Source organism: Micromonospora sp. NPDC003241, assembly GCF_053589795.1.
In genome coordinates, this window is sequence record NZ_JBSFSO010000063.1 from 1 (window position 1) to 25,098 (window position 25,098).

Annotated in this window: 27 protein-coding genes; 17 read left to right on the plus strand and 10 right to left on the minus strand. The window is 70.7% G+C overall.

Translation table 11 applies throughout. The features are described 5' to 3' along the window. Window positions 1-435, plus strand: a 435-nt coding sequence (locus ACWDVW_RS30140) for a non-reducing end alpha-L-arabinofuranosidase family hydrolase (RefSeq protein ID WP_449955677.1), incomplete at its 5' end; no start/stop codon positions are given. Window positions 436-541: 106 nt separating this feature from the next. Here ACWDVW_RS30140 and ACWDVW_RS30145 read toward each other — a convergent pair. From ACWDVW_RS30145 to ACWDVW_RS30160, 4 genes are all read right to left on the minus strand, one after another. Continuing rightward, complete coding sequence (locus ACWDVW_RS30145) at window positions 542-802, minus strand: superoxide dismutase (protein WP_449955680.1); 261 nt, start codon at window positions 800-802, stop codon at window positions 542-544. A 540-nt stretch (window positions 803-1,342) separates the two neighbouring features. Then, window positions 1,343-2,467, minus strand: coding sequence for an AbfB domain-containing protein (locus ACWDVW_RS30150; protein WP_449955682.1), 1,125 nt, complete (start codon window positions 2,465-2,467; stop codon window positions 1,343-1,345). A 96-nt stretch (window positions 2,468-2,563) separates the two neighbouring features. Further along, window positions 2,564-3,784 (minus strand): MAB_1171c family putative transporter, encoded by a 1,221-nt coding sequence (locus tag ACWDVW_RS30155; RefSeq protein ID WP_449955685.1) that lies wholly within the window; start codon window positions 3,782-3,784, stop codon window positions 2,564-2,566. A gap of 12 nt (window positions 3,785-3,796) precedes the next feature. Beyond that, complete coding sequence (locus ACWDVW_RS30160) at window positions 3,797-4,309, minus strand: ImmA/IrrE family metallo-endopeptidase (protein WP_449955688.1); 513 nt, start codon at window positions 4,307-4,309, stop codon at window positions 3,797-3,799. A 314-nt stretch (window positions 4,310-4,623) separates the two neighbouring features. Between ACWDVW_RS30160 and ACWDVW_RS30165 the strand changes: the two genes are divergently transcribed. After that, entirely contained in the window at window positions 4,624-5,139 is a 516-nt protein-coding gene (locus ACWDVW_RS30165) for a phosphoesterase PA-phosphatase (protein ID WP_449955754.1), read from the plus strand. A gap of 11 nt (window positions 5,140-5,150) precedes the next feature. Here ACWDVW_RS30165 and ACWDVW_RS30170 read toward each other — a convergent pair whose 3' ends face one another. After that, complete coding sequence (locus ACWDVW_RS30170) at window positions 5,151-5,561, minus strand: helix-turn-helix domain-containing protein (protein ID WP_449955691.1); 411 nt, start codon at window positions 5,559-5,561, stop codon at window positions 5,151-5,153. A 427-nt stretch (window positions 5,562-5,988) separates the two neighbouring features. Between ACWDVW_RS30170 and ACWDVW_RS30175 the strand changes: the two genes are divergently transcribed. Together ACWDVW_RS30175 and ACWDVW_RS30180 are read left to right on the plus strand one after the other, a co-directional pair. Then, window positions 5,989-6,669, plus strand: coding sequence for an HAD family hydrolase (locus ACWDVW_RS30175; RefSeq protein ID WP_449955694.1), 681 nt, complete (start codon window positions 5,989-5,991; stop codon window positions 6,667-6,669). A gap of 243 nt (window positions 6,670-6,912) precedes the next feature. Further along, window positions 6,913-7,368, plus strand: coding sequence for an STAS domain-containing protein (locus ACWDVW_RS30180; RefSeq protein WP_449955697.1), 456 nt, complete (start codon window positions 6,913-6,915; stop codon window positions 7,366-7,368). Window positions 7,369-7,411: 43 nt separating this feature from the next. Here the strand turns inward: ACWDVW_RS30180 and ACWDVW_RS30185 are convergent, their stop codons facing one another. Continuing rightward, window positions 7,412-7,606 (minus strand): hypothetical protein, encoded by a 195-nt coding sequence (locus ACWDVW_RS30185; RefSeq protein ID WP_449955700.1) that lies wholly within the window; start codon window positions 7,604-7,606, stop codon window positions 7,412-7,414. Between the two features lie 3 nt (window positions 7,607-7,609). Beyond that, window positions 7,610-8,128 carry a SigE family RNA polymerase sigma factor gene (locus tag ACWDVW_RS30190; protein WP_449955702.1) on the minus strand — a complete coding sequence of 173 codons (519 nt, stop codon included), beginning with the start codon at window positions 8,126-8,128 and terminating at the stop codon, window positions 7,610-7,612. 315 nt (window positions 8,129-8,443) lie between these two features. Between ACWDVW_RS30190 and ACWDVW_RS30195 the strand changes: the two genes are divergently transcribed. The 13 genes from ACWDVW_RS30195 to ACWDVW_RS30255 all read left to right on the plus strand — a co-directional run bounded on the left by ACWDVW_RS30195 (window position 8,444) and on the right by ACWDVW_RS30255 (window position 23,827). Next, window positions 8,444-8,911: a hypothetical protein gene (locus ACWDVW_RS30195; RefSeq protein WP_449955757.1), complete on the plus strand. Its 468-nt coding sequence runs from the start codon at window positions 8,444-8,446 to the stop codon at window positions 8,909-8,911. Next, the gene (locus ACWDVW_RS30200; RefSeq protein WP_449955705.1) at window positions 8,911-10,308 is read left to right on the plus strand and encodes a hypothetical protein; all 1,398 of its coding nucleotides are present in this window, start codon (window positions 8,911-8,913) and stop codon (window positions 10,306-10,308) included. The genes ACWDVW_RS30195 and ACWDVW_RS30200 overlap by 1 nt, the downstream gene beginning before the upstream one ends. After that, window positions 10,305-11,702 (plus strand): VWA domain-containing protein, encoded by a 1,398-nt coding sequence (locus tag ACWDVW_RS30205; RefSeq protein ID WP_449955708.1) that lies wholly within the window; start codon window positions 10,305-10,307, stop codon window positions 11,700-11,702. The genes ACWDVW_RS30200 and ACWDVW_RS30205 overlap by 4 nt, the downstream gene beginning before the upstream one ends. 14 nt (window positions 11,703-11,716) lie before the next feature. Further along, entirely contained in the window at window positions 11,717-12,829 is a 1,113-nt protein-coding gene (locus ACWDVW_RS30210; RefSeq protein WP_449955711.1) for an ATP-binding protein, read from the plus strand. Beyond that, complete coding sequence (locus tag ACWDVW_RS30215) at window positions 12,826-15,636, plus strand: DUF5682 family protein (RefSeq protein WP_449955713.1); 2,811 nt, start codon at window positions 12,826-12,828, stop codon at window positions 15,634-15,636. The genes ACWDVW_RS30210 and ACWDVW_RS30215 overlap by 4 nt, the downstream gene beginning before the upstream one ends. Window positions 15,637-16,057: 421 nt before the next feature. Next, window positions 16,058-16,795, plus strand: a complete 738-nt coding sequence (locus ACWDVW_RS30220; RefSeq protein ID WP_449955716.1) for a GntR family transcriptional regulator — start codon at window positions 16,058-16,060, stop codon at window positions 16,793-16,795. Between the two features lie 93 nt (window positions 16,796-16,888). Then, the gene (locus ACWDVW_RS30225; RefSeq protein WP_449955719.1) at window positions 16,889-17,710 is read left to right on the plus strand and encodes a cyclase family protein; all 822 of its coding nucleotides are present in this window, start codon (window positions 16,889-16,891) and stop codon (window positions 17,708-17,710) included. Next, window positions 17,707-18,546 carry a cyclase family protein gene (locus ACWDVW_RS30230; RefSeq protein WP_449955722.1) on the plus strand — a complete coding sequence of 280 codons (840 nt, stop codon included), beginning with the start codon at window positions 17,707-17,709 and terminating at the stop codon, window positions 18,544-18,546. The genes ACWDVW_RS30225 and ACWDVW_RS30230 overlap by 4 nt, the downstream gene beginning before the upstream one ends. Next, on the plus strand, window positions 18,543-19,892 hold the full coding sequence (locus ACWDVW_RS30235; RefSeq protein ID WP_449955724.1) for an ABC transporter substrate-binding protein: 1,350 nt from the start codon (window positions 18,543-18,545) through the stop codon (window positions 19,890-19,892). The genes ACWDVW_RS30230 and ACWDVW_RS30235 overlap by 4 nt, the downstream gene beginning before the upstream one ends. Window positions 19,893-20,010: 118 nt before the next feature. Continuing rightward, window positions 20,011-20,898: a carbohydrate ABC transporter permease gene (locus tag ACWDVW_RS30240; RefSeq protein WP_449955727.1), complete on the plus strand. Its 888-nt coding sequence runs from the start codon at window positions 20,011-20,013 to the stop codon at window positions 20,896-20,898. A gap of 4 nt (window positions 20,899-20,902) precedes the next feature. Further along, window positions 20,903-21,790 (plus strand): carbohydrate ABC transporter permease, encoded by an 888-nt coding sequence (locus tag ACWDVW_RS30245; RefSeq protein ID WP_449955730.1) that lies wholly within the window; start codon window positions 20,903-20,905, stop codon window positions 21,788-21,790. A gap of 20 nt (window positions 21,791-21,810) precedes the next feature. Continuing rightward, window positions 21,811-22,332, plus strand: coding sequence for a PPC domain-containing DNA-binding protein (locus ACWDVW_RS30250; protein ID WP_131053019.1), 522 nt, complete (start codon window positions 21,811-21,813; stop codon window positions 22,330-22,332). Further along, window positions 22,322-23,827 carry an FGGY-family carbohydrate kinase gene (locus ACWDVW_RS30255; RefSeq protein ID WP_449955733.1) on the plus strand — a complete coding sequence of 502 codons (1,506 nt, stop codon included), beginning with the start codon at window positions 22,322-22,324 and terminating at the stop codon, window positions 23,825-23,827. Before ACWDVW_RS30250 ends, ACWDVW_RS30255 begins: the two co-directional genes overlap by 11 nt. A 25-nt stretch (window positions 23,828-23,852) precedes the next feature. On the opposite strand, the gene ACWDVW_RS30260 is transcribed toward ACWDVW_RS30255, so the two are convergent. The 3 genes from ACWDVW_RS30260 to ACWDVW_RS30270 are packed head-to-tail and all read right to left on the minus strand — an operon-like array spanning window position 23,853 to window position 24,914. Beyond that, window positions 23,853-24,275 (minus strand): SHOCT-like domain-containing protein, encoded by a 423-nt coding sequence (locus tag ACWDVW_RS30260; protein WP_176093692.1) that lies wholly within the window; start codon window positions 24,273-24,275, stop codon window positions 23,853-23,855. A gap of 19 nt (window positions 24,276-24,294) precedes the next feature. Continuing rightward, entirely contained in the window at window positions 24,295-24,555 is a 261-nt protein-coding gene (locus ACWDVW_RS30265; RefSeq protein ID WP_396748068.1) for a hypothetical protein, read from the minus strand. Beyond that, window positions 24,552-24,914, minus strand: a complete 363-nt coding sequence (locus ACWDVW_RS30270) for a DUF2089 domain-containing protein (protein WP_449955737.1) — start codon at window positions 24,912-24,914, stop codon at window positions 24,552-24,554. The genes ACWDVW_RS30265 and ACWDVW_RS30270 overlap by 4 nt, the downstream gene beginning before the upstream one ends. Window positions 24,915-25,098: the final 184 nt, after the last annotated feature.

Genomic DNA, 25,098 nt, shown 5'->3' on the forward strand with positions numbered 1-25,098 from the left:
CGGGCCAGCATGCCCATCGGCAACTTCCCCGGCAGCTTCGGCTCGAACTACACCACGATCATGACCGACACCACGAACAACCTCTTCGAAGGCGTCCAGGTCTACAAACTCGAAGGCGAAAACCGATACCTCATGCTCGTCGAGGCCATCGGCTCCCAAGGACGCTACTTCCGCTCCTTCACCGCCACCAGCCTCGGCGGCACCTGGACCCCCCAGGCCACCACCGAGAGCAACCCCTTCGCCGGCAAGGCCAACAGCGGCGCCACCTGGACCAACGACATCAGCCACGGCGAACTCATCCGCACCAACGCCGACCAGACCATGACCGTCAACGCCTGCAACCTCCAACTGCTCTACCAGGGCCGCTCCCCCAACTCCGGCGGCGACTACGGCCTCCTGCCCTACCGCCCCGGAATCCTCACCCTGCAACGCTGACCCGCCGCTCCACACCCGGCGGGCCTACCGGGCCCGCCGGGATGAGCACCGTCGGCGGCCCCGTCCCGTACCAGTGGGACAGGGCCGCCGGTGGCGTCTCCGCCGATCAGGTCTCGGGCCGTCCGGCGGTGGCGGCGACGAGCAGCGACAACTCCCGGACGAGGTCGTCCAGGGACTGCCCGCTCTGCGTCCGCAGCAGTCCGAGACCGAGGTCGGCCAACAGATAGAAGCCGAGCGTCCTGGCCTGCTCGGAGTCGAAGGCGGCGAGCAGTTCCTCGGCACCGGCGAGGTCACCACGGTGTTTGGCGGCGATCACCCCGGCGGCGCGTTGCACCAGTTCCGCCGCGGCCGGGGTATGGCCGGTCACGCCGCTCAGACCTTCGGCGTGGCGGCGCGGGCGGCGTCGAACCGGGCGATCACGTCCGACCAGTTCACCAGGTTCCACAGCCGGTCCACGTCGTCCGGCCGCACGTTGCGGTCAGGTGGACGGCCAGGGGCCGGGGTCGGGCTGCGCGTCGACAGCGGACATCGGGCCGATGTCCCGGCCGTCGGGACATCGACCCCTGTCGCCTGGGACGCCCGGACGGGCACGCTCATCGGCAGAACGCGGGCGGGCGGCCACGGCACCCGAGACGGCCGTGGTGCCTCCCGCACCGATCGCCCGGCCCCACCCGGCCGGCCACCGTGCCACCGTGCCACCGACCGTCCTGGTCATCCGGCCCGGACCGGTCACCGGTCGGCGGATCGGGGCGGCCCGGGGGGTGCCGCTCCGATCCGCCGGTCTCGTCGACCGGGCACGACGGACCTGCGCCACCCTGGTCAGCGGGAAGGCGCGAGGGTGGCGCTGTCGGCGGTCGGGATGCCGGAGGCGGCTGCTACCGGCGCGGAGCCGGGTCCACCCGGGAGGTCACAGGGCCGGGCGGACGACAAAGGTGGCCGACGTCGAGGAGGCGCCACCGTCGATCGGGGACACCTGCATCTGCCGCTGACCGTCGTGGCGCAGGTACCGGTTCGGGTAGTTGTAGGAGCGCAGCGACGTCTGCGTACCGCTGATGCCGGTGACCTGGCAGAACGTCGAATCGGCGCGGAACAGGTCGCTGTCGTCGGCGCGGTGCAGGAACACCCGGAACTCGTGGTGTCGCAGGTAGTGACCGGGATAGTTGACCGATTCGAAGGAGAGACAGGCTCCGGCGAGGCCGGTCCGGACGACGAACGCGGCATCGGCCTTCGTGCTGGCGCTGCTGCCCGCGTCCACGACGTCGACGCGGGCCTGGAAACCGGCGTGCCGAACCCGGCGGCCCGGCAGGGCGGCCACCTCCAGGCCGACGCGCGCGCCCGGAGTCAGGGCGGTGCCGGCCGGAGTCGTCGGCGTCGACGAGGGACGCGCGGGATCGCTCGCCACCGGCGGCGGCACGGCGGGAACGGGAAGCGCGGACGTGGGGGCCGCAGTGGCCCGGCGGGACACGCTGGCACCGCCGCCGTCGGTGGTCGGAGCGGCCCCCGGCGACACGGGCGGGGCTCCCGACGGCCCGTCGGCCCCGGGGGCAGTCGTGCCGATCGGTGGTCCGTCGACGGGCTGGTCCGGACGGGGCACCGCCGCGGCGAACTCGCCGCGTACCGGATCGGGTGCGGACCCGTCGTACAGTGCCGTCGCGCCGACGATGGTGCTCACGGCGACCACGGCGACCCCACAGAGCAGCAGCTTGCGCCGGACGTCGGCGGCCCCGGCCTGGTCCCGGCGGTGCGGGCCGCCGAACGGCGGGAGCAGGTCGCTGGCAGGCTCGTCGCCGCTACGCACCGGACCGGGTACGGTGCCGCCCTCGGCAGAGGTACGGGTCAGCCGGGCATGGGCGGACAGCACGATGCGGGGCAGGGCCGGGGACGCAGCGGTGCGTCGCGGCAGTTCACCGGGCCCGTGGTGCCGCCGCCCGTCACCGGATCGGGCCGTCGCTGTCGAGCCGGCGTCCATGTCGGGCGGAGAGATCCAGCCACCGATACGCAGGCGTGGCTGGTTGGTGCCCTTCTCGGACATGGTGGTCTCCTGCCGCTTCCCGCGCACGCGCCCGCCCGGACAAGTCATCTGGTTGCGGCACATACGCTCTCATCACCACACGGGTCGACGCCAGTCCTAGATCGCAGGCGTACCGCGACTCTCCGAGGCGGTGTCGCGGACCAGGCGCTCGTTCAGCGCGGTCGAGATCGGCGCGAGACGCCGCGCGTCGGCTTCCACGTCGGCGTGCGCGATGTCTCCCGACGGCGGTTCCACGCCGGGCTCCACCGTGCTGCCGGCCACCTGTCCCTGGGCGTACCGCCGGACGGCGTCCAGAATCCCGGCGGCCTCCCCGACGGCGGTCACCCGGGCCTCGTCCCCACCGGCCTCCGCCGCGCGCCGCCGGGCCTGCGCCACCACTCGCGGATCCGGCGGGCCCACCGCCTGGAGGCCGTCACCGATCTCCACGCACCGCCGGTACAGCCGTTGCCCGACACCCCACACCCACCAGGGGTTGCGCTCCGGACGACGGGGCGGATGCAGCGCGATGCTCGGGACGGCCCGATAGAGCAGGTGCCACAGCGGATGCAGCTCGCGGTACAACGCCCTCCTGCGGGGCCATGCGCGCAGGCCGTCGACGGTCTTCCAGACCGTGGACAGCACGAAGCTCGAACAGATCAGGACGACCGACAGCGTGACAAGCGACTGCGACGCGAGCGGTTCGGACCAGGCAGGCGTGGTACCGGCCAGTTTCCACGCGAGGAACAACGCCTTGTGCGCCACGAAGGCGGCGCCGAAGAACGCTCCGGCGCTCAGCAGCCGCATCACGACCTTCAGGCGGGTACCGGCGAAGCGCGCATAGCCCAGCGACATGCGCAGGATGTCCACCACGGAGACGCCCAGGTACGCCAGGAACGCGAGCATGTAGACGATGACCTGCGGCATGTCGCCGTAACGCTCGGCGAAGTGCATCGGTTCGGACTCGGGAAAGTCCGCCGCCCAGAACATCGTGACCATCACGGTGGCCACCACCGCGAAGAAGAGCCAACGCCGCCGCATGGACCGACGCGCCCGCTGCGGATCCCCCAGGTGCAGGAAGAGGAACTGGATCGCGGTGGCGGTGACCAGCGCCGCCCCGTGCTCGACGGGCTTGGCCAGGTTGGGCACCCCGGACAGTCCGTCGATCCCGCTGTGCACCGGGGCCCACCCGGCGGTGACGGCGACGCCGCAGCCCAGGCAGATCCCCAGGCTGGCCAGGACCCTCGGGTTCGACGGGTCCCGCCGGAGCGCGCCCAGCTTCACGACGAACGCCGCGACGGCGACCACCAGCGCCGCGACGTGGCCCGCCGCCACCAGCATGCGTACCTCCGGCTAGTCGGTCAGCGTGGCGGCGATGCGGTACATCACCGCCGCCGTCTCGTCCGCGAGATCGTCGAAGCCGCCGACCTCGCCGACGGCGGCCATCTGTGCGCCGAGGTAGGTGGCCAGCAGCTCGGCGTCGTGCTCCTGACGGTCGTGGAACGTCGACGACGAGCGGGCCAGCAGCGCCTGGACGTCCGCCGGACCGGCCGGCTCCGGCACGGTGTGCGGCAGCACCACCTTCCCGCGGTGCCGCAGGGCGATGTGCATCAACTCGTGCAGGATCGTCTGGGTCTGGAGGACCGGGGACGAGTCTCGGCTGTAGAGCACGTAATCCGTCTCCGCGGTCGCCACCCACAGCCCGCACGGCCCGGCCTGCTCACCCATCGTCATGGCGAGGACCTGGATGTCCCGGCGGCGGGCGTCGGCCAGGGCGGAGATCATCCCGGAGAGCGTCAGCGGTGCCGGCAGATCGACCACGAGTTGGCGGATCAGCTTCTTGACCTGCCGTCTCTGCCGCCACATCGTCGCTGCGCCTCCCCCGTGCGAGCCCCCACCGAGACGATCCCGTGCCTGTCGCCCGTCCTCGTCCTGATCCGACGTCCGGTCCGTCGAGCCTCGCGCTGCGCCACAATAGTGGCGGCGCAAGGGGGCAGCATAGCCAACCGGCGTCGATCGTGGGATCCCCGCGCGGCGCGCGCCCCTGCCCGGATGGTGCGACCGGACGAGGCAGAATGCGGGACGTGCACGACACCAGGGAGGTCAGGGCCGGTCGACCGGCGTTGCGGTCCGCGCGCGTGGTGACCGAGGTGTTCGCACCGGCACTGCTGGCCGCGGCGATGCCCGTCGTGATCGGAGTGACGAGCGTGTCGCCCCTCGCCGACGGCCTCGGGTGGGCGCTGGTCGGCGCGCTGTTCTGCTCGGCGATCCCCAACGCCCTGATCTGGTGGGACGTCCGTCGTGGGCGACTGACCGACCACCACATCCGGGTGCGCGAACAACGCCGGACGCCCTTGCTGTACGGCCTGCTCTCCGTACTCGTGGGACTGTCGCTGATGATCGGTCTCGGTGCGCCGCGTCCGGTCACCGCGATCGTCGTGGTGATGTTCCTGCTCGGGGTGGCGGTGACCGCCGTGAACCTGGTCTGGAAGCTCAGCATCCACGCCGCGGTGGCCGCCGGTTCGGCCGCGGTGCTCGTGATCGCGTTCGGTGCCGCGTTCCTCGCCACCGCGCCGGTGGTCGCGCTGGTCGGCTGGTCGCGCGTACGGCTGCGGGATCACACCGTCGCCCAGGTGATCGTCGGCACCGTCGTGGGTGTGCTGGTCGCCGCGCCGACGTTCCTCGCTCTGCGGTGACCCGGGACGCGCTACGGGTCGGAGCGGTCCCGGCGTGCCTTGCTCTGCGCCTCCAGCGCGGCGACCTGCTCGACGATGGCCCGCAGGCTGGCCCGGGGCGCGCCGGGTGGCATCCGACGGGCGAGCACGGTGATCGTCTCCAGATCCGGATCGCCGACGGACTCGGCGTCGGCCACCCGGTCGAAGAAGAAGTTCGGCTCCACCCGGAAGAAGTTGGCCAGTTGCTGGATGGCCGAACGCGACGGGTTGTCGCGCTCCCCCCGGAGCAGGTAGTTGACGTAGCTGGTGGACAGACCGGTCGCCTTGGCCACCTCGTCGGGAGAGAACGCCTTGTCGGTGCCGGGCTTGAGTCGCGTCTCGAACAGGTGCCGCAACCGGGCGGCGAACGAGGTCGGCCCGTCGGCGCCACCAACGTCGGCCATGACCACCTTCCGATCCACCTGCGACGATCGTCGCGCCCCGACAGGAGTCGACCACGATAGTTGCTGAACGTCGCGACGCTGTGCTCTACTGAGCTGCACCCGACAACTATTGTGGCAGTGACACCGTAGCGGACACCGCCCGATACCCAAAGGCATCCACGGCCACCGGCAGATGTCGAATCGGTATCGACGTGTCGGGTGTCGAGCGTCAGTGGTGGAAGCGGCACGGGGAAACGCAGGCTGTCACGGCGTGCGTTGCCGCACCTCGGGCGGCCGGCAGGCGGGAGCAGGGCTCGTCGCCCTCCGTGTCCGGGACGCCCGCGCCCCTGGCGCCGGTGGCCCGGGGCGGTGCACGTCCCGGGCCACGACTCGGTGTGGTGGCGCCACCGTGGCTGTTCGCTTGCAGGCCGAGGGCTAGGCTGGGCCGGTGATCCGGGCCGTGATCGTGGACGTCGACGACACCCTGTGTCTCACCCAGGCCGCCGCCCTCGCGCTCGAGAACGAGGTGCTCGCGGAGATGGGCCGACCTCCGATACCCCCGCACGTCCACCTGTCGACGTGGGGCGCGCCACTGCTGGACGCCATGCCCATCCGGTCGCCCGGGCTCGACCTGGTCCGGTTCACGACGCTGCACCAGCGGGCGCTGGAGCGGCACATCGCCGACGGCCGACTGGACGTGATCCCACCGGAGAACCTGCGGGCACTGGACGAGTTCGTGCTCTCCGGCCGGGCGGTGTTCCTGTTGACGTCGCGCACCGAGGACGAGGTCCGACACATGCTGGCACCGGACCACGTGCTGGCCACCCGGGTCAGCGGCGTCTACCACGCCGGGAACACGCGTTTCCGCAAGCCGGACCCCCGGGCCTTCGACGAACTCCTCTCCTCGACCGGACTCCCGCCGACCCAGTGCGTCTATGTGGGGGACTCCCCCGGTGACGCCGTGGCCGCCGGAGGTGCGGGCCTGCACTTCATCGGCTGCCTGCAGAGCCGGATCCGGACACCGGCGGACTTCGACCCCCGCTACGTCGACGCTTTCGTCGACGCCTTTCCCGACATCGTCGACGCGGTCCGGCATCTCGATCCGGTCACCCCGGTCTCCGGCGGTTGACCTGCGGCAGAGCAGGGGGCGGCGGACGGCGGTCCCGGCCCTCGGTCGTCCACTCCGGCACCGGCTCGCGGCACCGGCGGGGATGGCATCGGTCGCTGGTGGCGGGTACGGTCGAGTGAAGGCGTCCTACGCGCCACGTCGAGGTCGGCACCTGAACGCTGTCCTCCCCGGCGCCGGATCGATGGTGGCAACCTCATCCGGCCGCGCCAGTGCCCTTCGCCAGGGCAGGGACTGAGCATTCGCATGAATGTCGTCACTGACCAGGACCTTCTGCAATTCCATCACTATGACGCCAGACCGAGCACCCGGCACGTGACCCTGTCCGGTGAGGCCGATCTGGCGACTGCCACGCGCATCCGGCACCATCTCGGGCAGCTCCTGACCCCCGAGTGGATCACCCATCTGGTGCTCGACCTGACTCCGCTGCGGTACCTCGACTGCGCCGCTCTCTCCGCGCTGCTCGTGATCAGGGAGACCGCCGCCGCACGAGGGCAGCGGATCACCGTGACCGCCACCAGCGGCACGGCGAGGGTGATCGCGCTCAGTGGCGCCGAGCACGTGCTGCGGGCGCCGGAGCACCTCGCCGGACCGACCGCGTCGATCACGCGCGAGGTGACCGGCCCCCACCGCCCGTCGGTCGCTGCCGCGCCGGGACGTCTCGTGGACGCGGGACAGCCGGACCAGCCGGCATCCCGCTGACGGTTCTGCGCGGCAGACGGCGTCCACGCCGGTGACACTCGGCCTAACCGGCGGCCCCGATGCCGCCGACGGCCAGCCCGGCCGCCAGCAGCACCACCACCAGCGCGCCGCCGGCGGCGATCCACCGTCGGCGGCGGTGTACGCGATGCTCCACCAGGTCGAGTCGGTCCTGCGGGGGCCGCAGTACCGGCACTACCTGGGTCAGCAGGATCCGGATGTGGTCGCCGTCGTAGGTCACGCCCTACCTCCAGACCGCGAAGAGTTCGAGATGCGGATCCGCCTGCACCGTCCGTAGTGCCTTCTGCTCCTGCGCCTCGACCGTGCTGGCCGGGCAGCCGAGAATCTCCGCCGTCCGCACCACCGACAGTTCCTCGACACAGCGCAGTACCACGATCGCCCGCTGCCGCCGGGTCAGCCGGGCCAGTGCCCGACACACCGCGTCCCGGTCCGCGGAGCCGACGGCCATGTCCCCGTACCCCGGGTCCTCCGTGGGTGGCCTCGGGATCTGCCCGCGCCACCGCCATTGCCACCGTGAGACGTACGTGGTGAACAAGGCCCTGCGCAGGAACGCCTCCGGCTGTCCACCGTCGGCGATCGTGGGCCAACGGCGCCAGGCGTCGGCCAATACCGTCTGCACCAGGTCCTCGGCCCGTCCCGCGTCCCCCGTCAGCAACCAGGCGGACCGCAGCAGGCCGTCGGACCGGACCCTGACGAACTCGACGAGACCGTCCGGCGGCCCCGCTTCCCCGTGTCGTCGCATCTGCACCTCCCAACGCAGAAACGCGCTGGGCGGGCCGCGAGGTTAACGCCGGGTCCCGTTTCGTTGCCGCTCCCTGCCGGACGTGGATGAGCGCGCACACTTCCCGTACAGCGTCCTAGGAGGATGGCCTGATCGGGTGGCGGATCGTGGGACGGCCTGAGCGCGGGCGGATGTCGTACCCGTGGGCCATGATCTTGTCTGCACGGCGGCGCCGGAACCGGCCGGCGTGGCATCACCAGGGCGGACGCCGAGTCTGCGGCGGGCGGGAGGATTGCGGTGACGGACGCTGACGGGGCCGCCAGGCGGCGGCGGAGCGTGCTGGCGGTGGTGTCGCCGGCCCGCCCGCGCAAGCTGGCGAAGGTGCCCTTCGTCGAACTGGCCGACGGCCGATTGCAGGGAGTCGTCTCCAGCGGCTCGGACATCGAGCGGGTCTACGTCTCGTCGGTGGCCGCCGGCACCCACGCCTATCACTGCAGCACCAACAACAACCGGCCCTGCGGCGGATTGCGCGGCGCGCCCTGCAAGCACCTCCAGGCCCTCGCCGAGGAGGCCGTCCTCCAGTACGGCGTCGAACGGGTCGCCCGGTATCTGCGGGTCGACGCCGGTGACGGAGTGCGCAGCGGCGCGGATCTGCTGACCCGGATGGACACCCGCCACGAACCGACCCCGGCCGCCGTGGTGTTCAGCCGGTTCCTGCGTCACCTGGCCTATCTCGAACTGCCGGACAGCACCACCGCGCTGCCCGAGATGCACTGGTTCCCGGCTACCGGGGCGGGTCGCTGATGCTCGGCACACAGGTGGCGCAGTTGCAGCAGGACCCTCCGGCCGGCCTGGCCGACGCAGACACGGTGGTGGCCGGCTTCGACGAAGCACTGGTGAGCGGTCTCGCGCGGGTCGGCGACGAGGCGGCGGCGGCGCTGGCGGCGTTGGCCGACGCGGTGGCGGGCACTCCCCTGGCCGTCCCGGTGGCCGACGCGGTCGGCAGGGTGACGTCCGGCGGGTTCGGTCCGGACGACCTGGCCGTCCTGGCGGGCGCCCGGTCGGCGTTGCTCGGCGCGGCGCACGACGCACTGCTCGACCGGTTCGACACCGCCGTCGGGCGGGAACGGGCCCGGTGGACGGCACCGTCCGGCGCACCGGCGGAGACCTCCGCCGCGAGTGGCGCGGCCGCCGCCTGGCTGCACGAGGTGGCCGTGGCCGGTTGGCGCGGCGCCGACCACGAGTTGCTCTCCGCGGTCGGCTCGCCGGTCGAGGCCGCCCTGGCCGAGCCACGGCTGCGCCGCCTGGCGGTGCTGCTCGACGGGCTCGCCGCCGAGGTACGGGCGAGCCTGCCGGTGGCCACGATGCCGCAGGTGCCGGCCCGCCGCTGGGCCGACCTGTGGACCCGCGCCGTGCTGCTCGCGCAGGACCGGTCCGGCCCGGCGGACGACGTCGAGCGGGTCTCCGGGCGACTCCTCCCGCTCGGGGTGGACGTGCACGAGCACGCCACGGCGGTGCAGGTGCAGGTGCACGCCGTACTCGAACCGTCCGACGGCGGACCGGCCCGACTGGTGCGGACGACGGTGGGGGCCGGGAAGGTCGAGACGATCACCGGCCCGGCGGTGTGGCGGCTCCTGGCGGCGTACCCCGTACTGCTGGCGGCGGTGGCGCAGCGGCGGACGGTGAGCGTCACCGACCTGCCGGTGCGCGGCGGTGACCTGTCCTGGTGCGAGTCACAGGTACGCCCGGGCGAACCGGCCGACCCCTTCGCCACCGGCCGGTTGTTGCTCGCCGAGGCGACGGCGGCGGCCACCGCCCCGCTGGACCGGCATCCGGCCGTGATCGCCGAACCGGTGCTGATGGAGGGCTACCGGGTGCGCAAGGACGGCGACGGCCTCACCCTCGAACGCGACGGAGAGTCGATCGGCGTCACGGTCGAGCGGCTGCCGGCGGCCGGTCCGCTCACCCCCGCACTGGTCGCCGCCTCGACCTCCTGTCTCGGTCTGGCGCGGTGGGACGACGGACGGTGGTGGGTGCAGCCCCTGGCGGTGCAGGCCACCGTCAAACGCGCGCCCGTCGAGGCGCACAACGGCGACTGGGCCGAGGGTGTCACCGACCCGAAGGTGGCCAAGACCGAGGCCAGGGCGGGCGACGCCGTGGCCGTGCTGCGCGAGCGCGCGGGACGGTTGCTGCGCCGATGACCGACTCCCCCGAACAGGCCGCCGCGAACCGGCGGCAGGTGCTCTACTGGCGGCTGCTGGGCCGGATCTTCGACCCGGACGAGCAGCCCACGCTGGAGTCGGCGAGCATGGCCGTGGTCGAGGACCTGGGCCTGCCGGCCGCCCTGCTGGACCCGTCGGTGTCGGTGGACACCGTGGTGCAGCGCTTCCCCGAGGTGGCCGACGAGCTGCGGGGCCTGCTCGCCGAGACCGGTCCCAACCCCGAGACGGAGGCCAACCCCGACGCGGAGGCCGGCACCGAGGCCGAGGTGGCGTCGGCCGAGGTGGCGTCGGCCGACGGGCCGCATCAACCCGGTGAGGCGGAGGTCCGTCGGGCCGCGCTGGTGTCGAAGGTGCTGCTCAACGTCTTCGCCACGGGTGCGGGGTCGGTCACCGCCGGCCAGTTGGCCCGTTGGCAGGCCGACGCCGGCTGGTTCGAGCAGGCGCTCGGCACCGCGCCCGGCGAGCTGCGCCGGCAGGGCACCGGGCTCGGTGCCACCCTCGCCGGCATCGAAGGTGACCTGGTCCGGCGGATGCGCCTGCGGGAGGTGCTGGCGGACCCGACTCTGGCCCGGCAGCTCACGCCCAGCATGTCGCTGATCGAGCAACTGCTGCGGGACAAGTCCAACCTGTCCGGCGTCGCGTTGGCCAACGCCAAGGCGCTGATCCGTCGCTTCGTCGACGAGGTCGCCGAGGTGTTGCGGACCCAGGTGGAGCAGACCAGTGTGGGCAGCATCGACCGGTCGGTGCCGCCGAAGCGCGTCTACCGCAACCTCGACCTGGATCGCACCATCTGGCAGAACCTGACCAACTGGAGCCCGGAGGACGAGCGCCTCTACGTCGACCGGCTCTACTACCGGCAGACCGCGCGCAAGACCACGCCGTCGCGCTTGATCGTGGTGGTGGACCAGTCCGGGTCGATGGTCGACTCGATGGTCAACTGCACCATCCTGGCGTCGATCTTCGCCGGGCTGCCCAAGGTCGACGTGCACCTGATCGCGTACGACACGCGGGCGTTGGACCTGACCCCGTGGGTGCACGACCCGTTCGAGGTCCTGCTCCGGACCAACCTCGGTGGCGGCAACGACGGCCCGGTGGCGATGGCGATGGCCCGCCCGAAGATCGTCGAGCCGAAGAACACAGTGATGGTCTGGATCTCGGACTTCTACGAGTTCGGCCGCTCCCAGCCCCTGTTCGACGGCATCGAGGCGGTGCACCGGTCGGGGGTGCGGTTCATCCCGGTCGGCTCGGTCAGCAGTTCCGGCCAGCAGAGCGTCAACCCCTGGTTCCGGCAGCGTCTCAAGGACCTGGGCACCCCGGTCGTCTCCGGCCACATCCGCAAACTCGTCTTCGAGCTCAAGAGCTTCCTCACCTAGGAGAGACACCCCTGATGTCCGAGATGCTGCGTGCCCCCGCCGAGGTCAAGTACGCCGACGAACTCGACTTCCTGGAGTCGGTGGACACCGGTCCGAAGCCGTACTCGTGGCGGTTGAGCCCGCGCATGGTCCGGCTGTTCGTGCTCGGTTCGGAACGCGCCGACGGTCTGGAGCGGGAGATCCCGCAGAAGTGGTTCGGCGACCGCAGTTTCGTCGAACGCAGCATCGTGACGCTGGCGTCGGACCGTGGCCTGCTGCTCATCGGCGACCCGGGCACCGGCAAGAGCTGGCTCGCCGAGCTGCTGTCGGCCGCGATCTGCCGCGACTCCACGCTCGTGGTGCAGGGCACCGCCGGCACCACCGAGGACCACATCAAGTACTCCTGGAACGTCTCCATGGTGATCGCCAAGGGTCAGTCGCGCGAGTCGATGATCCCGTCGCCGATCATGACGGCGATGGAGCAGGGTGTGGTGGGCCGTTTCGAGGAGCTGACCCGTTCCACCAGCGACGTGCAGGACGCGCTGATCTCCATCCTGTCCGAGAAGTACGTCTCCATCCCCGAGCTGAACGACGACAACATCGTCTTCGCCAAGCCCGGTTTCTCCATCATCGCGACCGCGAACAGCCGGGACCGGGGCGTCAACGACCTGTCCTCGGCGCTGAAACGACGGTTCAACTTCGTCCGGATCCCGGTGGTCACCAACAAGCGCAGCGAGGCGGAGATCGTCCGGTTCCGGACCGAGGAGTTGCTGCGCCGCCACCACGTGGAGTTGGACGTGCCGCCCACGCTGCTGGACATCCTGTTGCAGAGCTTCGCCGACCTGCGGGCCGCCGCCGCCTCGGCGACCAGCGACGACGAGAAGTTGGAGTCGGCGCTGTCCACCGCCGAGCAGATCGGGGTGCTGGAGGACGCGATCCTGCACAGCCAGTTCTTCGGCGACCGGACCCTGCGGGCCGAGACGCTTGCCGGTTCGCTGATGGGGTCGCTGGCCCGACGCAGCCCGGAGGACCTGGCGATCCTCAACAAGTACCTGCACGCGGTGGTGGAGCCCCGGGCCACCGAGGACGGCGGTGAGTGGCGCGGCTTCCTCGACGGTGGCCGTCAGGCGATCGCCGCCCTGTCATGAGCGCTCCGGCGACCGTCGGCGCGTTCGGCGCCCTGCGTGAGCAGCTCACCGACGCGGCCGCCGCGTTCGCGGGCGGTCCAGACGCGTTGGCCGACATCCTCGCCGGGATGGTCGACGACGTGGACCGGGCCCTGGGCGAGCGGCTGGAGATCTTCCCGGTCTGCCACCATTCGCCGGCCTCCGCGCTGGCCATGGTGCGCCGGTTGCGGAGCAAGCAGCCTCGGGTGATCTATCTGGAGCTCTGCGAGGACCTGCAACCGTTGCTGGGGGAACTGCGCAACTGTCGGCTACCGGTGGCGGTGCAGGCGTTCGCCTCCGAACTCGACGGTTTCCCCGCCGCGTGGGGTCCGCTCAGCGTGATCGCGCCGGTCACCGAGGCGTCCGCCGAGTACCAGGCGATCGCGTACGCGTTGGAGACGCCCGGGGTGGAGCTGGTGCTGGTCGACCGCTCCACCGATCACGTCTTCCAGTGGTCGCCCCGGGGCGAGACCCCACCCCAGGGCGAGGTGGCCGGTGTGGAGGGCGGCGCCGAGGCGGGTGAGCAGGTCGCCCTGCACGGCGACGCGGTGGGTGTGGAGATCGGCGACCTGCGTCCCCGGTTCGCCGAGCTGGAGGCGCACCTGCTGCACCACGGCAAGGTGCGGCACTGGTCGGAGTGGTGGGACCAGTACGTCGAACGGCCGCTCACCGTCGCCGACCACGACACCTACCGGCAGGTGATGGTGCTGATCGGCAGCCTGTTCCGGCGGTTGCGTCCCGCCGGGTCGAACCGTACCGACCGTGACGAGGACCGGGAACGCTACATGTGGACCCGGATCCGGGAGCACCTGGCGGCCTCCGGTGCCGCACCCGAGGACTGTCTCTATGTCTGCGGCGCCTTCCACGCCGCCAGCCGGGTCGAGCAGTTCGGTCTGGACTCGACCGCACCGGACTTCGACATCTCCCCACGTACCGCGACCCGGTGGCGGTACGGCCTGATCCCGTCCAGCCACTCGGCGATCGAGGCGCAGTTCGGGCTCGCGCCCGGCTCGGTGTCGATCGCGGCGGCGAGTTGGACCAAGGCGGTGAGCGGGTCGGGTCTGAAGCCGTACCGGCTGGACGGTCAGCGCGGCGGCCCGTCCCGGGGCCGGCGGGGACGCGGTGCGCCGGATCCGGCACCCGACGAGGCGGTCAGCGACCGGCTCTCCGGGTTCCTCGCCGCGCCGCCCGCTCTCGACGGGCTCGACGAGGCGGAGCTGCGCCGGTGGTGCGTGGACATCGTCCGGCTGGCCCGACGCAACGGCTACCTGGCCAGCACGGCCGACGCGATCGCGGTGTTCGAGACCTCGATCCTGTTGGCCGGACTGCGCAACCGGGCCCGGCCCACTCCGTACGATTTCGCCGACGCGGCGGTGACCTGCATCGAGAAGGACGTGGTGCCGGGTCGGCGCGACGTGCGGCGGCTCTGCGAGATCCTGCTCGGCGGGGACCGGATCGGGCAGGTCGGCTACGACGCCCTGCCGCCGCTGGCCCGCGACGTGCTGGACCGGCTCCAGCCGCTCGGCCTGGACCTGGAGAAGCGGACCGTGCAGCGGGCTCTGCTGGACCTGCACGGTAACCCGGAGCTGGCTGGCTGCTCGGACCTGCTCTGGATGCTGCGGCACGTGCTGCCGCCGGGTGCGGTCCGTCCGATCATGGGTGAGCGTCGGCTCGGCCACCGGTCCATCCAGGAGAGTTGGGACCTGGCGCTGGGCCGTCACCAACGCGCGCTGATCGAGCTCGGGTACGAGGGGGTGACCGTCGAACAGGTGCTGGAACAGCGCCTGCGTCGGACGGCACACGGCCCGGACGCCACCGCCGCCGGCGCTCTCGCCGCCGTGGAGGACGCCATCCGGCTGTTGGACAGTCCTCGGCTGGTCGACGAACTCGGCACCCGGGCGGTGGAGCTGCTCGCCGCCGAACGCACCGTCGACGACGCGCCGCGCGTGCTGCGCCGGATCCGCCGGTTGCTCGCCCACCACCAGGCCACCGCGCCGACGCTGCCGGCCTGGTGCGCGGCGTTCGTGACCACCGGGTACGCGCACTACTGCACGCTGCTGCCGACCGCGTTCGTCGAGGAGGAGACCGGCGTACGGCAGGTCGGGGCGATGCTCGGTTTCCTGTTCAACCTGGAGAGCCTGGCGCTCTCGCTGGGCTGCGACCGGTCCCAGCTCGAACTCGCGGTCGGTCAGTCCCATCCGCAGGCGCCGGCCAAGGTGGCCCTGCTCTGGGCGGCCCGGCACCAGCTCGGGCTGCTGCCCCTGACCGAGCTGCGGGCCCAGTGCCAGGAGCTGCTGGCCAACCCGCTGGTGGTGCCGGCCTTCCCGCAGTACCTGTCCGGGTTCGTGCACGCGCTGGAACCGGTGCCGGGGCTCACGCCGTTCGTGGTGGAGACGATGTCGACGGCGTTCGCCCGGCTCCCCGACCCGGTCCTGCTGCCCTGGCTGCCCAACCTGGTCACCACGCTGCGGGAGCACGGTGCCGAGTCGGTGCCGCTGCTGGTCCGCGAGGCGGGGCGTACGTTCCCGGGCAGCCTGTCCGCACTGGACTCCTGGGTGCCGCCCTGGCTGGGCGTGCCCGCCGCACCCGCCGTCGCGTCGCGTGCTTCCGGTGGGGTCGCCGGGCCGGTGCACGCCCTGCTGGCCGGTCATCCGGAGCCGGTGGACGCGGTCGCCGAGCTGTTCGGTGTCCGGGGCGACTGGCGTGCTCCCCGCAGCGGTGCGGCGGTCCTGGTGGAGGCGCACCCGAGCACCGCCGAGGCGGTCTCGGCGCTGCTCGCCGACAGGTAGCAGTAACGGCGCGTGGGCGATCGGTGCCCACGCGCCGAATGCGGGGACGCGGGCATCGGCGGGATTGCGCGATGCCCGACCCCGCCCGCCCCCGCGGCGATCCTCGTTTCCGCCGGCCGGCCCACCCCGCCCGGCCGCTGGCCGCTCATGTGTGCCGCCCGTGCGGCAAGCCCATCGACACACGCGCGGATCCGGCGGCTGTCACGTTCGCGGTGCGGTTGCGACTGCGTCGCCCTTCGGGTGGCTGGGCGTCGAACTTTCGCTCACAGAGCGTCTACCAGCGATTTCAGTCGTCCGGATCAGTCTGAACTGACCTCTTGACGGGCCATTCATGTTACGGCTACGTTTCCGTCTACCGTACACCGTCGACGATAAGTCGCCGGGCTTCATCGAGTCCGGGCCCCCTTCGGAAGGTTGTCGCATGGTCAACTCGGCCGAACCCGCATCGTCCGTCACCGCGCTGCGCGTGCCCCAGAAGGTCGTGCTCAGCGAGTCGACCTACGACGTACTGCGGGCGGCGATCCTGGACGGCACACTGCCGCCGGGCACCCGGATCGTGGAGGAGTCGCTGGCCCGGCAACTCGGCGTCAGCCGCGCTCCGCTGCGCGAGGCCATCTGGCTGCTCAAGCGAGACGGCCTGCTCGTCGAGGAGTCCGCGCGCACCACCCGCGTCGTCCAGTTGACCGAGGACGACGTCCATGAACTGCACATGGTCCGTACCGTGCTGGAGACCCTGGCCTACCAGCAGGCGTCACCGCGGCTGCGACCGTCCGACGTCGCCGACCTCGAGGATCTGATCTCCCAGATGCACGAGGCCTCGGCCGCCGGTGACAACCGCCGGATCGCCGACCTGGACTACCGGTTCCACCGCGCCCTCTGCGCGCCGTGCGGCCTGCCCCGGATCATGAAGGCCTGGGACGAGCAGCATGTGCTCTTCCGTCTGTGGCTCAACATGGTCGGCCCGACGTTGGGCGTGCAGGACATCGCGGAGTCGCATCGGATCCTGCTCGACGTCGTGTGCGCCGGTGACGCCGAAGCCATCTCCGAGCAGGTGATCCACCACGTCTACCTGGTCGGTGGCGTGATGGCCGACCAGCGCAGCCGCTGGGCGGCCGCCCAGCCCCGCCTCTACTTCCCGCAGGGCACCACCGGCGCCTGATCGGCCCTGCAGGACACCACTGGCGCCTGATCGGCCTGCGCCGCGACCCGCCGGATCGGTGCCGCGGACCCCACCGAGAGATAGCGAGGCCCGATGAGAACAGTCAACCTGACGCTGCCGCTCTATCCGTTCATGCCGGTCGGCAATGTGTGGGCCTGGGACTCCCCCTTCCAGCTCACACCGGTGACGACCCACGAACGCCAGGGTGTCGCGACCCACCACATGAGTTTCCACAGCGAGGCCGGAACCCGGCTCATGCTCGGCGCCTGCTACGACGACGACGCACCCAGGATCCACGAACTCGACTACGGCACGCTGGTCGACCGCGAGACGGTCGTCATCGACATCCCGAAACAGGCCGGCGAGGAGATCGAGGCCGACGACATCGACCGCGCCGTCGTCGGTGATCCCGACTACCGCGACGGTGACGCCGTGCTGCTGCGCACCGGATGGGGCGACGACGAGCGCTACCGCACTCTCGGTGACGAGTACGCGACCACCACCCCGCACTTCTCGCTGGACGGCGCGAAGCGACTGGCGGAGGTGATGACCGAACGCGGCAGCGACCTGATGCTGACCGACTGCGCGTACATCGGCAATCTCGGCGAGGGCTTCATGTTCCCGGAGTGGGCCTCCCGCAAGCCGTGGGACCGCCCGCCGTTCCCCTCCCCGCAGGCCCGCATCTACATGCGGCACTACACCCCGGAACGCGGCGCCGGCGGCGGTGCCCCGGACTGGGGGTCGTCGGTGGTCCTGCATCTGGCGATGTCCCCGGTCGCCGCGGTGGCCAACTGTGGCGCGCTGCGCAGCAAGCGGGTACGGATCACCGTCCTGCCCCTGTTCCTCGCGGGAGCCGAAGGAGCCCCGTGCACCGTGCTGGCCGTGGACGGCGACGAGGCGGGAGAGGCCCGATGACACTGCGCACCGTCAACCTGACCCGCCCGATCACCACCGAGTCACCGGCCGGCAGCTTCTTTCCCTGGGAGGCCCCGTACCGGACCGAGGAGATCGCCACCCTGACCTACAACGGCGCGAACCTCTTCCACATCACCATGGGCAGTGGCTCCGCGACCCGGTTGCTGGGTCCGGCGCTCGGCTCGCCGACCGGAGCCACCGTCGACCAGTTGCCACCGCAGCGGCTGCTCGGCCGGGCGGCGGTCGTGCTGTCCTGCCCGGTGGCGCCGGGCGGCGAGATCTCCGCTGATGCGGTCCGAGCCGCTCTGGACGACGCCGACCTGCGTACCGGTGACGCGGTGGTCCTGGCCACGGGGTGGGGGGACGACCCGGATCGCTTCGCCGACGCGGCGTACTACCTCGACGGGCCCTATCTGAGCGTCGCGGCGGCGCAGTTGTTGGTCGAACGCCTCCGCGCCAACTCGTCGGACCTGCTGCTCACCGACTGCCTGTACCTCGATCGACCGGGTGGCGACCACGCCCGGACCGAGTGGACCGCACTGCAACCCTGGCTTCGCCCGGCGTACCCGTCGGACGCCGCCACGATCTATCTCCACCACTACCGGCCGGACAAGGTGCGGCACGACTGGGCCGCCACCCTGGCTCTGACCGAGTCCATCTGGACCGTCGCCGGACTGGTCGGATGTGGCGCCCTCGCCGGGCGCCGGATCCGGCTCACCCTCGCCCCGCTCAACGTCCAGGGCGTCGGCGAGGTGCCCTGCACCGTGGTCGCCCAGATTTCCGGTGACCACGGAGTCCCCGAAACACCGGTCTTCTCATCAGGAGAACCGACATGAAGCAATCATTTCGATCGATAACACGAACCCTCGCGATAGCCCTGACCGCGACCCTGGCTGTCACCGCCTGCGGTGGAGGCGGCGCCGGGAACCAGGGTCCGGAGTACACCGGCGACACCTTCGACTGGAAGCGCTACGACGGCCAGTCGATCAAGGTCTACGTGGCCGACACCGGTCAGGTGGAGAGTCTGCGGGCCGGGCTCGCCGAGTTCACCGACCTCACCGGCATCACCGTCGAGATCGAGGGGTCCGACGTCACCAGCTACCGGCAGAACCTGCCGGTGCGGCTCACCTCGCGGGCCTCGGACTTCGACGTCATGGCGACCTTCCCCGAGGTCGACGGCCTGCAGTTCGCCAAGAACGGCTGGTACACCGACCTCGGCCCGTACCTGACCAACCCGGGGATGACCAACCCGGAGTACGACTTCGAGGACTTCGGGGCCGGTATCCGCAAGGCGATGACCGTCGAGGAGCAGACCGTCACCGTCCTCTGGGAGATGCAGACCGACCTGGTCTACTACCGCAAGGACCTGCTGGAGAAGGCAGGTCTGGAGGTCCCGACCACCTTCGCCGAGTGGGACGCCGCCGCTGCGGCCGTACACGACCCCGGCAACCGGGTGTTCGGCTTCGCGCTGCGCGGCATCCCCTACCAGACGACCACCCCGTTCTCGTCCTTCCTGTACGCGTACTGCGGCGAGTGGGTCACCGACGGCAAAGCCGCGATCAACACCCCCGAGGCGCTCAAGGCGTACGAGGCGTACGGACAGCTCGGCACGAAGTACGGTCCGCCCGGCATCGCCGGATTCGACTGGCCGGTGCCCTCCCAGCAGTTCGCGCAGGGCAACGTGTTCGCCTTCCTGGACGTCAACCTGTTCGTCAAGGACCTGGAGGATCCGACGAAGTCCCGGGTGGCCGGCAACGTCGGGTACACCACCGTCCCCCGCGCCGACTGCGACGCCGCGCCGTTCATCGGCGGCTGGGGTTACGGCATCAACCCCTTCTCCGAGAAGGGCGACGCCGCCTGGTACTTCATCCAGTGGGCCACCAGCAAGCAGATGAACCTCGACCTGAAACTGACCGGCTGGCCCAGCCCGCGTGCGTCGGCCTGGGGGTCGCCCGAGTTCAAGCAGGCCGACAAGACTCCCGAGTTCACCCAGGTGGTGCTGAGCAGCACCGAGACGGCACGGGCCCGGATGAACCCACCGGTGACCCCGGGCGTCGAGGCCCGCGAGATCGCCGGACTGGTCGCCAACAAGGGCCTGGAAGGCCAGACCGGCGACGCCCTGAAGCGGACGGCCGACCAGCAGAACGACAAGCTGCAGGGCCTGCTCGACGCGATGCGCTAGTGATCGGCCGCGGCCGGAGGCCCCGCCTCCGGCCGCGGACCTCGCAAGGGAGGACCTGGTCCCGATGGCTCCGCTCACCGAAAGCCCCGCACGGTCTGCGCGCAAGCCCCCGCAGCCCGTGCCCCGTCGCACGTTGCTCGACGTCCTGGACCGCTACGACCGGTACATCCTGCCGGCCCCGGCACTGATCGTCGTCGTCGCGATGCTGGCGTTCCCGATCGGCTACACCGTCTATCTCAGCTTCCACGAGTGGTCCGGCGGACTGCGACCACCGGAGTTCGTCGGTCTGGACAACCTGACCCGCTCGCTCGGTGACAGCCAGTTCTGGGGCAGCATCTGGCGCACCGTCTACTTCGTCACCCTGTCGGTGGGGCTACAGGTCGTCCTCGGCGTCGGCGCGGCTCTGCTGTTCCACCAGCGCTTCCCTGGTCGAGGGGTGGCCCGCACCCTGTTCATGTTCCCGATGATCGCGACGCCGGCCGCTGTCGCCCTGGTCTGGAAGATGATGTTCGACCCGACCATCGGCATCCTCAACTATATCGTGCAGTCCGTCGGTGGACCGACCCTGCTCTGGATCAGTGACGCCAACCTCGTCATCCCGGCGCTGGCGATCGTGGACACCTGGATGTGGACGCCGTTGGTGATGCTCATCGTGCTGGCCGGGCTGGCCGCACTTCCGCAGGAACCGTTCGAGGCTGCCAAGGTCGACGGCGCCGGGCCGATACGTACCTTCGTCAGCGTCACGCTGCCGCTGTTGAGCCCGGTCATCCTCGTCGCCGCGCTGTTCCGGCTCATCGACGCCATCAAGACGTTCGACATCATCAAAGTCATCACGGACGGCGGTCCCGGCACCGCCTCGGAGACCCTCAACCTGTACGCCTTCAAGCAGGGCCTGTCGTACCTGCACTTCGGGTACGGGTCGATGCTGCTGGTCTGGCTGACCCTGCTGGTCTTCGTCGTGGCGATCGTCTTCACCCGCCTCCGGGCGCGGACCGACCAGGGGTGAACCGATGTCCGAGATCCTGACCGCCACCCGAGCCACCGCGACACCGCCGACCCGACCGGCGGCCAGACCTCGCCGACGGCGCGGATCGATCCTCGGTCGGATCGCGCTCGCCGTCACCGTCACCGTCGCGCTCGCCCCGGCGCTGTTCGTGTTCTTCTGGATGCTGACCTCGTCGTTCAAGCAGCAGGTCGACATCTACACGATCCCGCCGAAGTGGTTCGACTTCACGCCCACCCTGGACAACTACCAGGCGGCGCTGACCCGCACCCCGTTCGCGCGCTACATGACGAACAGCCTGGTCGTCGCCACCTGCTCCAGCCTGCTCGGGCTGCTCATCGGTGTTCCGGCGGCCTACAGCATCGCCCGCTACCGGCAGACCAGACTGTCGCTGTCACTGTTGACCGCCCGTCTGCTACCCGGGGTGGCCTATCTGGTGCCGTTCTTCGTCGCGTTCACCGCGCTGCGGATGGTCGGCACCTACCCGGCACTGATCCTGTCGCACGTCATCATCACGTTCCCGCTCACCGTCTTCATCATGGTGAACTTCTTCGCCGCCCTACCCGACGAGGTCCACGACGCGGCGCAGGTCGACGGGTGCGGGAAACTGGAGACGTTCTGGCGGATCGCGGTGCCACTGACCCGACCCGGCATGCTCACCGCCGGCATCCTCGCGTTCATCTTCAGCTGGAACGACTTCAAGATGGCGCTGATCCTCTCCGACGGCGACAGCCGCACCCTGCCGGTGGCCGTCTTCAACTTCGTCCACGAGGCGTCCCTGGACTGGGGGCCGATGATGGCCTACGCCTCGATCATCATGCTGCCCGTCTTCGTCCTCACCCTCGCCGCCCAGCGGCACATCGTGACCGGAATGACGATGGGCAGCGTCAAGTAACCAGCACCTCGGGAGGCACCATGACCAGCACCGTACCCGCCGTCGTCAGCCGCGCCGCCGGCAACGGCCGTGTGATCGCCGCGAGCATCAAGCCCGGCGCCCAGTTGACCGACTCGATCGAGCAGGTGTGCCGTGACCACGGCGTGCACACCGCCGTCATCCTCTCGGTGATCGGCACCATCCAGGAGGTCTACCTGCGCAACCCCCGAGACATCACCACGCTGCCGATCCACCGCGAACACGAGTTCGCCGACGAGATCGACACCGTCGTGTTGCAGCGCCCCATGGAGATCCTCTCCATCCAGGGCAACGTCACGACCCTCGACGGCAAGCTGTGGGCGCACTGCCACGCCCTGTTCTCCGAGGCGGGTGGCAACGTCCGTGGCGGGCACGTCTTCCGGGCCACCGTCTGGAGCCAGGGCGAGGTCTTCCTGCAGGAACTGACCGACATCCGCATCGACCGTGAGTACGACCGGGAGGTCACCGGCCTGCCGCAGATCCGCCTGCACGGCTGCGACGCGGGACCTGCCGATGGCCGGTGACCCCTGCCTGCTCGGCGTCGACATCGGCACGTCGAGCAGCAAGGGCGTCCTCACCGACCCGGCCGGGGCCGTACTGGCCACCGCGACCCGCCCGCACCGGGTGTCGCGGCCCCGGCCGGGCCACGTGGAGCACGACGCCGAGGCGATCTGGTGGGCGGAGTTCGTCGCCATCGTGCGGGACCTGCTCGCGGCGGCTCCCGGGCCGGTCGCCGCCGTCGCGGTCAGCGGCATCGGTCCGTGCGTCCTGCCAGCCACCGTGGAGGGGCGGCCGCTGCGACCCACGATCCTGTACGGCGTCGACACCCGGGCGACAGCGGAGATCGTCGAACTGACCGACGCCATCGGTGCCGACGAGATCGTGCGACGTGGCGGCAACCGCCTGACCAGTCAGGCCATCGGTCCGAAGCTACGGTGGGTCCGGCGACACGAGCCGGATCTCTGGGCGGACACCCGCCGGTTCTTCATGGCCAGTTCGTTCCTGGTGTTCCGGCTCACCGGCGAGTACGTCCTCGACCACCACTCGGCCAGCCAGAGTGACCCGCTCTACGATCTGCACGGGCAGTCCTGGATCGACGACGTGGCCACACAGATCGCCCCGGGACTGGAACTGCCGAGGCTGCTGTGGCCCACCGAGATCGCCGGCCGGGTCTCGCGTGACGCCGCACGGATCACCGGCCTGCCCGAGGGCGTCCCGGTCACCGCCGGCACGGTCGACGCCTGGGCCGAGGCCGCCAGTGTGGGTGCCACCCGCCCCGGCGACCTGATGCTGATGTACGGCACCACCATGTTCCTCACCCGCGTGGTGGCCGCGCCGGTCGTCCATCCGAGGATGTGGGCGACCACCGGGCTCTTCCCGGACAGCTTCTGCGTCGCGGGCGGCACCGCCACCTCGGGTGCGGTGGTCGAGTGGCTGCGCGATCTGGTCGGCGGTACCGACTACGAGCGGCTGGCCGCCGAGGCCGCCGAGGTGCCTGCCGGCGCCGACGGCCTGGTGGTGCTGCCGTACTTCGCCGGCGAGCGGACTCCGCTGTTCGACGAGAAGGCGCGTGGTGTCGTCGCCGGCCTGACCCTCGACCACGGGCGTGGACATCTCTATCGGGCGGTGCTGGAAGGGACCGGGTACGCGGTCCGGCACCACCTCGACGAGATGGCCGGTCTGTTGACGCCACCGGAGCGGATCATCGCGGTGGGCGGGGGCGCCCGCTCGCTGTGGACGCGGATCGTCTCGGACGTCACCGGTCAGCCGCAGCTGGTCCCCGAGCAGACGATCGGGGCCAGCTACGGCGACGCGTACCTTGCCGGCCTCGCGGTCGGGCTGGTCGACCGCGACGACGACTGGACACGGTGGGCCGCCCGGGTCGAACCGGATCCGTCGACCGCCGCCGCTTACCACCGTGGCTACACGGCATACCGTTCCCTGTACCCGGCGACGCGGGACATCGTCCACGGGCTGGCCGAGCGAGCGGACACCGGGGAGGGAACTCCGGCAACGTGATGCGGAGGGGTGTCCGGGACGAGGGTTACTCGCAGAAGACCTGCACCTTGGCCTCGGACTGGTCCACGTCGATGGTCATGTCGTCGAGCTGCTCGACGAGGTCCTCGATGTGCTGCGGCTTGAGCTGGGTCAGGTCGATCGGTACGCCCGACTTGGCCAGTTCGACGTTGACCTTGCTGAGTGCCTGCGGTGGGACCAGGCTGGTGAGGCGTACCCCGGCGCGCAGCAGTTGCAGCGGGACCCGGATGTTGACCCGGCCCGGACCGTCCTCGTCCTGCGTGGTCACCATCACGCGCAGGTACTTCGGTCGGGCCTTCGGTCGGGTCAGGACGGCCGACGGCGACTCCGGCTGCTCGCGCTCCAGCGCGCCGATGAGCTGTTCCGCCTCGTCGGCGGTGATCTTTCCGTCGGCCAGCATCTGCAGGATCTGGCGGCGCTGTTCGTTCATGTCGGTCCTCTTCCTCGACTCATCTGACGCTTACCAGCAGGGTCTTGCCGCCCTGCGCGACCTCGATCCGGGTGCCGGGCAGGGCCCCCAGCACCCGACCCACATCCCGCAGCGCGGCCACCGGGTTCACCCGGACGACGAGGCAGGCGACCAGTGCGACCGGCAACGCGAGCAGCAACAGTGGGCTGATCAGCAGCAGGACCGGCAGGACCGGCACGAACCGTCGCCGCCAGCGGCCGTCGGTGCGGCGGTGGCGGATCGTCACCAGCTGCGGAATCATCGCGACCGCTCCAGCTCCGCCAGTGCCTGCGCGACGTCGATCTCTCCTCGTCGCAGCCGGTCGACGACGTCGGCACCGGTGGGCGCCGGATCGGTGTCCACGAAGTCGAGCTGCGCGGCGATCCGGTTGAGTCGGGACTTGATCGTCGGGTAGCTCACCCCGAAGATCCGTTCCATCTCCTTGATCGACCCGTGCGACCGCACGAACGCGGCCACGAACACCTGGTCGTCGACGCCGAGTTGGGCCAGTTGCGGCGGCTCGAACTGTCCTTCGACCGCGATGCCGCTGCCGGTGAGGCGCACCCGTTCGACCACGAACGGTTGCCCGCGGGTCAGATCCGTCAGTTCCTGCCAGTCCACCTGTGCCCCCTGTCGTCGCCGACTTACCTAGAACTAGTTATAGCTTGGTTTTCTTAACTCTACAACGCCCATACCTCAAGATAGTTGATAGAAGCCGAGTTTCGGCCCGGAACGAATACCGTGATCGTTAAGGTCGAGGCGAGGTGGGTATAGAGGTACGACGATCGATGGTTCGACGGCACCA